Annotated in this window: 8 protein-coding genes, 1 tRNA gene and 1 pseudogene; 5 read left to right on the top strand and 5 right to left on the bottom strand. The window is 74.7% G+C overall.

Translation table 11 applies throughout. The features are described from left to right. From KUM32_RS12195 to KUM32_RS12175, 5 genes and pseudogenes are all read left to right on the top strand, one after another. Positions 1-989: pseudogene (locus tag KUM32_RS12195) on the top strand (DNA polymerase III subunit gamma and tau); the annotation flags it as partial. A 115-nt stretch (positions 990-1,104) separates the two neighbouring features. Next, on the top strand, positions 1,105-2,358 hold the full coding sequence (gene purD / locus KUM32_RS12190; protein ID WP_217141865.1) for a phosphoribosylamine--glycine ligase: 1,254 nt from the start codon (positions 1,105-1,107) through the stop codon (positions 2,356-2,358). 391 nt (positions 2,359-2,749) lie between these two features. Continuing rightward, positions 2,750-4,846 (top strand): hypothetical protein, encoded by a 2,097-nt coding sequence (locus tag KUM32_RS12185; RefSeq protein ID WP_217141864.1) that lies wholly within the window; start codon positions 2,750-2,752, stop codon positions 4,844-4,846. A 212-nt stretch (positions 4,847-5,058) separates the two neighbouring features. Further along, a complete protein-coding gene (locus tag KUM32_RS12180; RefSeq protein ID WP_217141863.1) occupies positions 5,059-6,576 on the top strand; it encodes a N,N-dimethylformamidase beta subunit family domain-containing protein in 1,518 nt (505 codons plus the stop codon). Positions 6,577-6,674: 98 nt separating this feature from the next. After that, positions 6,675-7,583, top strand: coding sequence for a phosphoribosylaminoimidazolesuccinocarboxamide synthase (locus KUM32_RS12175; RefSeq protein WP_217141862.1), 909 nt, complete (start codon positions 6,675-6,677; stop codon positions 7,581-7,583). Positions 7,584-7,668: 85 nt separating this feature from the next. Here KUM32_RS12175 and KUM32_RS12170 read toward each other — a convergent pair. From KUM32_RS12170 to KUM32_RS12150, 5 genes are all read right to left on the bottom strand, one after another. After that, positions 7,669-7,744 (bottom strand) — tRNA-Gly (locus KUM32_RS12170). A gap of 88 nt (positions 7,745-7,832) precedes the next feature. Then, the gene (locus KUM32_RS12165; RefSeq protein WP_217141861.1) at positions 7,833-8,447 is read right to left on the bottom strand and encodes a response regulator transcription factor; all 615 of its coding nucleotides are present in this window, start codon (positions 8,445-8,447) and stop codon (positions 7,833-7,835) included. Further along, the gene (locus KUM32_RS12160) at positions 8,444-9,709 is read right to left on the bottom strand and encodes a sensor histidine kinase (RefSeq protein WP_217141860.1); all 1,266 of its coding nucleotides are present in this window, start codon (positions 9,707-9,709) and stop codon (positions 8,444-8,446) included. The genes KUM32_RS12165 and KUM32_RS12160 overlap by 4 nt, the downstream gene beginning before the upstream one ends. A 68-nt stretch (positions 9,710-9,777) precedes the next feature. Beyond that, positions 9,778-10,593, bottom strand: coding sequence for an ABC transporter permease (locus KUM32_RS12155; RefSeq protein WP_217141859.1), 816 nt, complete (start codon positions 10,591-10,593; stop codon positions 9,778-9,780). After that, positions 10,590-11,561 (bottom strand): ABC transporter ATP-binding protein, encoded by a 972-nt coding sequence (locus KUM32_RS12150; RefSeq protein WP_217141858.1) that lies wholly within the window; start codon positions 11,559-11,561, stop codon positions 10,590-10,592. The genes KUM32_RS12155 and KUM32_RS12150 overlap by 4 nt, the downstream gene beginning before the upstream one ends. Positions 11,562-11,696 lie beyond the last annotated feature (135 nt).

Raw genomic sequence — 11,696 nt, 5'->3', positions numbered from 1 at the left:
ACGCCGGAACCGGCGAGGGCGGCGGAGGCGGGCGGCCCGGGGCCCAGGCCGCACCCGCACAGCCCCCCGCCCCGGCGGCCCCCGCTCCCGCTCCCGCCCCGACTCCTGCCCAGGCCCCCGCTCCCGCCCCGGCACCCGCGCCCGGCGCCTGGCCCGCCGCGGCTCCCGCGGGCGGCGGGCGGCGGCCCGGCGGATGGCCCACGACGGCTCCCGCCGGCGGTGGACGGCCTCAGGCACCGGCCTCGCCGGGCCCGTCGACGCCCGCCCCGGCACCGGGGACCGCGACGACGGCCACCGCTGTGCCCGCCGCCCCGGCCCCGTCCCCGAGCGGTGGGCCCGACCCGCGCGCGCTGTGGCCCAACATCCTCGAAGCGGTCAAGAACCGCCGACGGTTCACCTGGATCCTGCTCAGCCAGAACGCCCAGGTGACCGGTTTCGACGGCACGACCCTCCAGATCGGCTTCGTCAACGCGGGCGCCCGCGACAACTTCCTGAGCAGCGGCAGCGAGGACGTGCTCCGGCAGGCCCTCACCGAGCAGTTCGGCGTGCAGTGGAAGACCGAGGCGGTCGTCGACCCCTCCGGCGGTTCGGCCCCCGCGCCCTCCGTCGGCCCACCCGGCGGATACGGCGGCTCCGGCGGCGGCCCGGCCGGTGGGTACGGCGGCTCCGGCGGCGGTGGGTACGGCGGCGGTGGGTACGGCGCGGGCGCGCCCGCGCAGCGTCCGGCGGCGCCGGCTCCCGCGGCCCCGGCCGCACCCGCACAGGCCCCCGCGCCGCCGCCCGCCGCCGCGGCCCCGGCCTCCGCCCCGGCGGCCGGCCCGGCCCCCCGGCGCACGGCCCCCGAGCCTCCGGCGCCGCCCCCGGTCTCCCCGGAGGACGACATCCCGGAGGACGACGACCCCGACCTCGACGAGTCGGCCCTCTCCGGCAAGGAACTGCTGGTGCGCGAGCTGGGAGCGACCGTCGTGGAGGAGATCGCGCACGAGTAGCGGCGGCCCGCGCGGTCCGGCACCCCGGGTGTTGGAGGAAACGCCAAGCGCGTCTCGTCCGCCGCTTCGGAAGCCCGCACAAACCGACCCGGCCCGTTCCCATTAGGCTGACCCCGTGAAGGTCCTTGTCATCGGCGGCGGCGCCCGCGAACACGCCCTGTGCCGTTCCCTGTCCCTCGACCCCGACGTCACCGCGCTGCACTGCGCGCCCGGCAACGCCGGGATCGCCGAGGTCGCCGAACTGCACCAGGTCGACGCCCTCGACGGCGCGGCCGTGACCGCGCTGGCCACCAGGCTCGGCGCCGAACTGGTCGTGGTCGGGCCGGAGGCTCCCCTGGTCGCCGGGGTCGCCGACGCCGTGCGCGAGGCGGGCATCCCGGTGTTCGGCCCCTCCGGGCAGGCCGCGCGGCTCGAAGGCTCCAAGGCCTTCGCCAAGGACGTCATGGCCGCCGCCGGCGTCCCCACGGCCCGCTCGTACGTCTGCACCGGCCCGGCCGAGGTGGACTCGGCCCTCGACGCCTTCGGCGCCCCGTACGTCGTCAAGGACGACGGTCTGGCCGCCGGCAAGGGTGTCGTCGTCACCGACGACATCGAGGCGGCGCGGGCGCATGCGACGGCCTGCGACCGCGTCGTCATCGAGGAGTACCTGGACGGCCCCGAGGTCTCCCTCTTCGCCATCACCGACGGCGAGACCGTCCGCCCCCTCCAGCCCGCCCAGGACTTCAAGCGGGCCCTCGACGGCGACGAGGGCCCGAACACCGGCGGCATGGGCGCGTACTCGCCGCTGCCGTGGGCCGACCCCAAGCTGGTCGACGAGGTCGTGGACAGCGTGCTCCAGCCGACCGTCGACGAGATGCGCCGCCGGGGCACCCCGTTCTCCGGCCTGCTGTACGCGGGTCTCGCGATCACCTCCCGAGGCGTCCGCGTCATCGAGTTCAACGCCCGCTTCGGCGACCCCGAGACCCAGGTCGTACTGGCCCGCCTGAAGACCCCGCTCGCCGGTCTGCTGATGGCGGCCGCCACCGGCAACCTCGCCGACCTGGAGCCCCTGCGCTGGAGCGACGACGCGGCCGTCACCGTGGTCGTCGCCTCCCACAACTACCCCGGCACCCCGCGCACCGGCGACCCGATCACCGGCCTCGACGAGGTGGCCGCCGAGGACGCCCCGCACGCCTACGTCCTGCACGCCGGCACCCGGAGCGAGGGCGACACCGTCGTCAGCGCCGGCGGTCGCGTCCTGTCCGTCACGGCCACCGGCGCGGATCTCACCGAGGCCCGCGACCGCGCCTACCGTGCGGTCGCCCGCATCGGTCTCGACGGCTCCCAGCACCGTACGGACATCGCGGCGAAGGCGGCGGCGGACGCGTAGGACGGCGCCGCACCGCTCCGGAGGCTCCGGAGCAGCCCATTCCGCACCGAACCGGCAGGCCCCGGCTCCCTCCCAGGAGTCGGGGCCTGATCCTTGCTGTGTGTCACCCACCTTTCCCCAAAGCCATTCCATCGAGTGACCGATGCGCCATACGGCTGACGGGCGGGAAGGCCCCAACTAGGGTGCGGCGCAAGCTTTCCGGCACTTGGCCCACCGGCATTGCGATGTCAGTGCCGGGTGCCACAGTGGGGGAGTGGGCATCAGCAGAAGAGCAGCAGCACGGGACGGCCGAGCCGGACGGGACAGACCGGTCGGACGGCACGGAGCCGTGGGGCGAGCACGACGAGCCGCGGGGCAGCACAGGGCAGCAAGGAGGGGGTGAGCTCAGGCCGTGACCGGTATCGGTGGTGTGGAGACGGGCGCGCAGACCGCGCGCTCCCGGGCGCTGGCCGTGCTGCGCGTCCGCTCCCGGGCAGTGGCCGTCGCCCTGCTGCCCGCTGCCGCCGCCGTGATCCTGCTCGTGGGTGGGTCCACCGGTCATCTCGTGGGCAGGGGCTGGGACGCCGCCCGCTGGGCCGTCTCCGTGCTCGCGCTCCTCGTCCTGGCGGCCGCCGCAGGTGTCGCCCTGGTCGTCTCCCGCGCCCGGCCGGCCATGACCCCGACGGTCACGATCGCCGAGACGTCGGCCCCGGACCTCTACCGGATGGTGCGCGACCTGGCCGAGCGGCTCGACGTCCCCGCCCCCTCCGCGATAGCGCTCACGCCGGACTGCGACAGCTGGCTGGAGGACCGCACCCACCCGGCGCACGGCCCCCCGCGCGCGGACCGGCACGACGACGCGGCCGGCGGGGCCGCCCCCGTCCACCGCCGCGGCCCCGCCGCCCCCGTCCTCGTCATCGGCTCCCCCTTCCTGTGGTGGATGCGCGTCGGCGAGCTGCGCGCGGTCCTCGCCCCGGTCGTCGCCGGTACGGGACCCTCGGCACACCCCGACATAGCCGCCGCCCGCCGCTTCATACGGGGCCTGGACGCGGCGGTGGCGGTGGCCTCGACGCGGAAGCGCTGCCTGCTGTCCCGCGCGGTGTGCGCCGGTCTGGGCCACGTGTGCCGGCTCCTGCTGCGCAGCTGCCGGGGGCATGTGGCGGAGATGGAGCGCGGGGTCGCGGCGGCGGCCGCCGAGCGCGCCAAGGCCGTGGACTACGGCCTGCGGATCGTCGCGCAGGAGCAGGTCGGACTCGCCTACGCGGGCTGGGACCGGCTGCTGACCCGGGTGGCGCTCCCCGCCTGGCGGATGGGGCGCTGGCCCTCCCGGCTGGACGTGGGCGTCGTCGCCGCGCTCACGGAGCTGTCCCGCCGGGACCGCCTGGCCGAGGGGTTCGCCTCACGCCTGGGCGAGCGTCCCGCCTGCGACCTGCTGGAGGAGCCCGGACTGATGGACGAGGCGGTCTCCCTCCTCGCCGCGCGCCTCTTCCACGGAGGGCCGGCCGGGACCGGCCAGGACTGGTCGCCGGTGGAGTGGGACGAGTATCCCGAGGAGGTCGTCGACCGGACCTGGCGCACGGAGGCGGCCCGCCTCCACCGCGTCCTGGACACCCTGGGCGTCCGCCGCACCACACCGGGCACCGACGGCCCCACCCTCACCCGCGTCCTGGACCACCTCACGACCCCACCGGCACGGGCGGCTGACGGGGATGCGCCCGCTGCCGGGGGAGCGGTCGTCGACCGGGTCGCGGACACTGCCGGGCCAGGGTCTGTCACCGGGCCCGGGGCCTCCGCTGGATCCACGGCGTCCGCCGAAGCCACGGCCTCCGCCGGGACCGGAGCCGTTGACGGGCCCACGGGCCCTTCCGGGTCCGCGGCCTCCGCTGAATCCACGGCGTCCGCCGAATCCACGGCGTCCGCCGAATCCACGGCGCCCGCTGGATCCACGGCCTCCGCCGAATCCGCGGTTTCCGCCGGAGCCACGGCCTCCGCCGGGACCGGAGCCGTTGCCGGGCCCACGGGCACTGACGGGCCCACGGGCACTGCCGGGTCCGCGGCCGTCCCCGACGACGATGACGACCTCGCCGGCACCACCCCCCGCGGCGCCGCGCTGGCCGCCGGGCTCAGTGCCCAGCTGGCCCGCGAGGAGGCGTCGACCGGCCGGTCCCCGTCGCCCGGCCGGGAGGCACCCGCGGGCGCGACCGGTTTCGGCCCCGCCCTCTGGGACGACCGTGCGCTCCCCCTCCTCCCCCTCCAGCCCCCGCGCACCGGCCGCGAGATCCTGACCGCCCACATCACCGCGATGGTGTGCTGCGCGGCGATGGACACCGCGGGCGCGGCGCCCGGGCTCGACTGGCTCGACGGCCCGTCCCTGCTGTTCGACGGCGCCCGCGCCGCGGACCTGGCACCCCGCGTGCTCAGCCTGGTCGAGAGGGGTGACCCAGGCCCCCTGCGCGCCTGGATGACCGAGCTCGGCATACGCCCGGAGAAACCGGTGCGCCTGGTCTGACCCCGGCCCCCGGGACCTGACGCCCGGCCGTCCGAACCCTCCCGGCCGCACCACGACCACCCAACCGGATCCCCCTCTTCCACTTTCGGCCACTTCGCAACGAACAGTGACAGCACGCGCGCAAAATGTGATGTGCTGGGGTCCGATCGCGCACATGGCAAAGGCGTTCGTCATACGCACGACCACGGGGGCACAAGGGAGGGGACTGTCCCATGGGGCCCGAGCAGATCCGCCGCTGGGAGCCGGGAACACGCGCACACGCCGTGACGGACCCCTTCGGACAGGGGCCCGTCCCCTGGTTACGCGGCGGCGAGACGTACTTCGGCGACAACGGCCAGATCGTCTCCTGGTACGCGGAGCCGGACACCGCCCGGGCCGCGGACGTCGAGCAGCCCCGGCCCGGGACGGCCCGGCAGAAGGCCGCGCGCCGCACCGACGGCGGCGGCCCACGCGCCGCCGACGACGTCCGGTGCCAGATCAAGGGCTTCACCGCGACCGGCGCCGCCGCCCCCGGCGAGTCGATCGACTTCCACGTCACCGTCGACCCGCCCCAGGAGTTCGGCGTCGACGTCTACCGGATCGGCCACTACGGCGGCGACGGCGCCGCGAAGATCACCACCAGCCCCCGCCTGTCCGGCATCGTCCAGCCGCCACCGCTCACGGCGGACCGCACGGTCTCCTGCCACCACTGGTGGCTGTCCTGGCGGCTGCAGATCCCGTCGTACTGGAACACCGGCGCGTACGTCGCCGTCCTCACCACCGCCGACGGCTACCGCTCCCACGTCCCCTTCACGGTCCGCCACAGCGACCCCGCCGACCTGCTCCTGGTCCTGCCGGACATCACCTGGCAGGCGTACAACCTCTTCCCGGAGGACGGCCGCACCGGCGCCAGCCTCTACCACGCCTGGGACGAGGAGGGACGGCTGCTGGGCGAGGCCGACGCCGCGACGACCGTCTCCTTCGACCGGCCGTACGCGGGCGCGGGGCTGCCCCTGCACGCCGGCCACGCCTACGACTTCATCCGCTTCGCCGAGCGCTACGGCTACGACGTCGCCTACGCCGACGCCCGCGACCTGCACTCCGGCCGGGTCGACCCGACCCGCTACCGGGGCCTGGTCTTCCCCGGACACGACGAGTACTGGTCCGCCGCCATGCGCCGCACCACGGAACTCGCCCGTGAGCACGGCACGTCCCTGGTCTTCCTCTCCGCCAACACCATGTACTGGCAGGTGGAGCTCGCGCCCTCCCCGTCCGGCGTCCCCGACCGCCTGCTGACCTGCCGCAAGCGCCAGGGCCCCGGCCGACCGGTGCTGTGGCGGGAGATCGACCGCCCCGAGCAGCAGCTGCTCGGCATCCAGTACGCCGGCCGCGTCCCCGAACCGCACCCGCTGATCGTCCGCAACGCCGGACACTGGCTCTGGGAGGCCACCGGCGCCCACGAGGGCGACGAGATCGAGGGCCTGGTCGCGGGAGAGGCCGACCGCTACTTCCCGCGCACCCCGCTCCCGGAGCACGACGAGCGGGTCCTGCTCGCCCACTCCCCGTACACCGACGCCGACGGCGCCCGCCGCCACCAGGAGACATCGCTGTACCGGGCCCCCTCGGGCGCCTGGGTCTTCGCGTCCGGGACGTTCGCCTGGTCCCCGGCCCTGGACCGCCCGGGCCACGTCGACCCGCGCGTCCAGCGCGCCACCGCCAACCTCCTGGACCGCATCTGCAAACGCGACTGATCCCCGGACCGGTCCGCGCACGGGGGACGCCCCCCTGTCCCCGGTCACCCGGACGTACGGGAGAATCGAGGCATTGGACAGAACCACGGGGAGGAACCGTGTCCGGATTCGTCGAAAAGCCCGAGCCCATCCAGGTTCCGGGTCTGGTGCATCTGCACACCGGCAAGGTGCGCGAGCTGTACCAGAACGAGGCGGGCGACCTCGTGATGGTCGCCAGCGACCGCATGTCCGCCTACGACTGGGTGCTGCCGACCGAGATCCCCGACAAGGGCCGGGTCCTCACCCAGCTCTCCCTGTGGTGGTTCGACCTGCTGGCCGACCTGGCCCCCAACCACGTCGTGAGCACCGAGCTGCCTCCCGGCGCCCCCGCCGACTGGCAGGGCCGCACCCTGGTCTGCCGGTCGCTGCGGATGGTCCCCGTGGAGTGCGTGGCCCGCGGCTACCTCACCGGCTCGGGGCTGGCCGAGTACGAGGAGACCCGCACCGTCTGCGGCCTCGCCCTCCCCGAGGGCCTCGTGGACGGCTCCGAGCTGCCCGCCCCGATCTTCACTCCGGCCACCAAGGCCGAGGTCGGCGAGCACGACGAGAACGTCTCCTACGAGGAGGTGGCCCGCCAGGTCGGCGCCGACACCGCCGCCCGGCTGCGCCAGGCCACCCTCGCCGTGTACTCCCGGGCCCGGGACGTCGCCCGCGAGCGCGGGATCATCCTGGCCGACACCAAGTTCGAGTTCGGCCTCGCCGGTGAGGACGACGAGGACCTCGTCCTCGCCGACGAGGTCCTCACCCCGGACTCCTCCCGCTTCTGGCCGGCCGACCAGTGGCAGCCGGGCCGCGCGCAGCCGTCCTACGACAAGCAGTACGTGCGGGACTGGCTGACCTCGGCGGAGTCCGGCTGGGACCGCAGGAGCGAGCAGCCCCCGCCGGCGTTGCCGCAGCAGGTCGTCGACGCGACCCGCGCCAAGTACGTCGAGGCGTACGAGCGCCTGACGGGACTGAGCTGGTCCTAGCCGGCCGGGGCCCGTCGGCCGCCCCCGGCCACGAAGAGGCCAGAACACGAGGAAGCCCCCGGCCGGAACCGGGGGCTTCCTCGTGTGGAGCGAACGACGAGGTTCGAACTCGCGACCTCAACCTTGGCAAGGTTGCGCTCTACCAACTGAGCTACGTTCGCACTGCGCCGTGGACCAGAGCCATGGGCCTGGGCCCTGGGTCGAAGCCCTGAGCCGAAGCCCGGGCCTTTCGCCGTGGCGCGACAGCCACTATACCCAACCGCGCTCCCGTGCGAGCCGCACCGCCGCGTGCCGGTTCTCCGCGCCGAGCTTCGTCACGGCCGACGACAGGTAGTTCCGCACGGTCCCCTCGGCGAGCGCGGCCCGCTCGGCGATCTCCGCGACGGGCGCCCCGTCGGCCGCGTGCTCCAGCACCTCCGCCTCGCGCGCGGTCAGCGGCGAGTCCCCGGCGGAGATCGCGTCGGCGGCCAACTCGGGGTCGATGTAGCGGTTCCCGGCGTGCACCGTGCGGATCAGCTCGGCGAGCCGCTGGGCGCTGACCGTCTTGGGGACGAACCCGCGCACCCCCGCCGCGAGCGCCCGCTTCAGATGCCCGGGCCGTCCGTGACTGGTCACGATCAGCACCCTGCAGCCGGGCAGTTCGGCCCGCAGGGATGTGGCGACCTTCACACCGTCCGCGCCGGGCATCTGGAGGTCCAGCACGGCGACGTCCGGCTCGTGCGCCCGGGCCATCGCCAGGGCCTCCGGGCCGCTGGCCGCCTCGGCGACCACGACGAGGTCGTCCTCCAGGGACAGCAGGGCGGCCAGCGCCCCGCGGATGAGGTGCTCGTCGTCGGCGAGCAGCACGCGTACGGGCGTCGTCACGACGCGACCTCCAGCACGGCCGGGGCGGCCGACGGCAGCGGCACCTCGGCCGTGAGCCGGAACACGCCCTTGCCGGCGGGCCCGGCCTCCAGGACGCCGTCCACGGCGGACAGCCGCTCCCGCAGCCCCGCGAGCCCGGACCCGCCGGCGGCGGCAGCTCCGGCCGACGGGGCGGCGGAACCCGTACCGGCCGTCTCCGGCACCCCGTCGTTCTCCACCGTCAGCACCACACGTCCCTCCGACAGCCGCACCACCACGGCGCACTTCTCCGCGTCCCCGTGCCGCAGCACGTTCGTGGTGGCCTCCCGCACCACCCAGCCGAGCGCCGACTGCACCTCGCCGGGCAGGCCGCTCGTCTCACCGCTCACCTCGCAGTCGATGCCGGCCGCCGCCAGCACGCCGCGGGCGCCGGTCAGCTCGACCTCCAGGTCGGCCTCCCGGTAGCCGCGTACGACGTCGCGGACCTCCCGCTGCGACTCCTGGGCGATGCGCTGCACCTCGATCATCTGTTCCACCGCCTCCGGTCGTCCGCGCCGTGACAGCTGGACGGCCAGCTCGCTCTTGAGCGCGATCACGGCCAGGTTCCGGCCCATCACGTCGTGCAGGTCCCGGCCGAACCGCAGCCGTTCCTCGGCGACCGCGAGCCGGGCCCGGGTCTCCTTCGCCTCGTCGAGCGTGTAGACGGCGTTGAGCAGCCAGACGGAGAAGACCGACGTGAAGGCGAGGAACCCGCCGGCCGTCAGCACGAGGCCGGCCAGGACGAGTGAGGCGGCGGCGGGCAGCCCCAGCGGGAACGACACGAGGCCGGCACCCAGCGCGAAGCCGCTGACGACGGCGACCACGCGCCGCCGGTCCCGCACCCCGAGCGTGATCGTGCCCGCGGCGAAGAACAGGACACCCCCGAAGACCGCGCCCGCCGCGGTGTCCACGTCGTCGCCGCCCGGCCCGTGCTCCGCCAGCGCGATGGTGGCGACCGCCATCGCCGCCGTGAGGGCGGTGTAGCCCCACAGCAGCCGTACGGGCTGCGGGCGCCGGCGCAGCGTCCAGTCCAGTGCCCGGGACGCGACCACCATGCCGACGGCGGCGTGCACCGTGACGAGGAGGGCCAGTCCGGTCGCGAGCCGCGGTCCGGTCCGGTCGAAGGCCGACACCCCGATCGCGAGGATCTCGATGATCCCGAAGAAGTGGAACGACCACCGCGTGTACGTCTCCACCTTCGCCGGCGTGCTCTTCCGCCGCCACCAGCGCCTCGGCCTGCGCATGTCCTCGCCCACCCCGATCCGCCTCGTCCCGGTCCCGGTCCGGGTCCCGGTCCGGGTCTTCCCGTCCGTCAGTGCCGTGGCTCCCAGCGGAACCACCGCCGTACAGCAAACACCGCGAGCGCGGTCCAGGCCACCGCCGTGGTCACGGCGCCCAGCACCTCGTACGCCGGCAGGTCACCGGTCCAGCCGCCGCGCACCAGGGTGATGACGGGCGTCAGCGGCAGCAGCTCGCAGACGGAGGCCAGCCGGTCGGGCAGCAGCTCCAGCGGCACGAACAGGGAGGAGCCGAACATCGACACGAACATGAACGGCAGCGGCGTGACCTGGGCGCTCTCGCCGGTCCTGGTGAAGCTCGCGGTGACCGCCGCGAGGGCTGCGCACATCACGAGGCCCAGCAGCAGGCCGAGGACGGCCAGATGCGGCGCGGACGGCGCGGACAGGTCCAGCAGCACGGTGCAGCCCACCGTGAGCAGCAGGGACTGCACGAGCCCGCTGAGGACGGCCGGCATCGCCGAACCGCTCAGGATCTCGACGTCCCGCAGTTCACCGGTGCGCAGCCGCTTGAGGACGAGTTCCTCGCGCCGGACGACGAAGACACCGGTCAGGGCCGAGTAGACGGCGAAGAGCAGGGAGAAGCCGATCGCGGCGGGCAGCACGAGCGTGCCGGTGGTCAGTCCGGCCTCGGCGAGGTCCATCTCCTGGGACGCCGACCGCACGGTGAACGGCAGCACCAACGGCACGAACAGCGCGGCGAAGACCGTGCCCTTGTTCCGCCCGAGCAGGGTCAGCTCGGCGCGGGCGAGGGCGGTCATGCGTCGCATCGGCGTGGTGACGGCGGCGCTCGTGGGACCTGCCGGGGAGTGGTTCGTGGTCGTCGCGCTCATGCCGCGTACTCCTTCGTCGTCGTGCCCTCGGTCGTCCTCGCGGAAGCGGCCTTCGCGATGCCGAGGAACGCCTCCTCCAGGGACGCCGACCGCATGTCCAGGCGGCGCAGCTCCACTCCGGCCCGCCCGGCCCACACCAGCAGCCCGGTGGCCGCGCGCTGCAGCTCCCGGGTGCGCAGCCTGACCGTCCGCCCTTCCACCTCGTGATCGCTCACGCCCAGCTCGCCGAGCGGCGGCAGATCACCCACGAAGTAGCCCTCGGGCAGGTCGAAGGAGATGCGGGACGGCTGAAGGGCGGTCACCTCGGCCGGGGTTCCGGTGGCGGCGATCCGGCCCTCGTGCATGATCGCGAGCCGGTCGGCGAGGTTCTCGGCCTCCTCCAGGTAGTGCGTGGTGAGCAGCACCGTGGTGCCCCCGTCGCGCAGTGCGCTCACCAACTCCCAGGTGTCCCGGCGGCCTTCGGCGTCCAGTCCGGTGCTGGGCTCGTCGAGGAAGAGCACCTCGGGGTCGCCGAGCAGCGCGAGCGCCAGGTCGAGCCGGCGCCGCTGGCCCCCGGACAGCTGCTTCACACGCGTGCCGGCCTTCGACTCCAGCCCGACCACCGCCAGCACCTCCGCCGGAGGGCGGGCCCCGCTCACGCAGCCCGCCCACATCCGCGCGGTCTCCGCGACGGTCAGCTCGGACGGGAAGCCGCCCTCCTGGAGCATCACGCCGGTGCGGGGGCGCACGGCGGCCCGCTCGGTGTACGGGTCGTGCCCGAGGACGCGCACCCGCCCGCCGGACGGGGCGGCGAGGCCCTCCAGCAGCTCCACCGTCGACGTCTTGCCCGCGCCGTTGGTGCCCAGCAGCGCGAAGACCTCCCCGCGGCGCACGGAGAAGTCGATCCCGCGCACGGCCTCGAACCCGCCCCCGTACACACGTCGCAGGTCAGTGACCTCAATCACGTGTTCGTGTCCGTTTGATTGCATGCCCTAAGCATTCCGGCGCCGGGGGAGGGCCGGCAGTGCGGGGCGTCACCGGCCGGCATGACAAATGTCAGAACGGAGACCGGGACGGGCGGCGCACGATCCGTTCGACGCGGTCGGTCCCGGGCACACGAAAAG

This window comes from Streptomyces sp. AC627_RSS907, assembly GCF_019049165.1.
The sequence above is the reverse complement of the archived record's forward strand: the minus strand, read 5'-3'. Positions and strand labels throughout refer to the sequence as shown.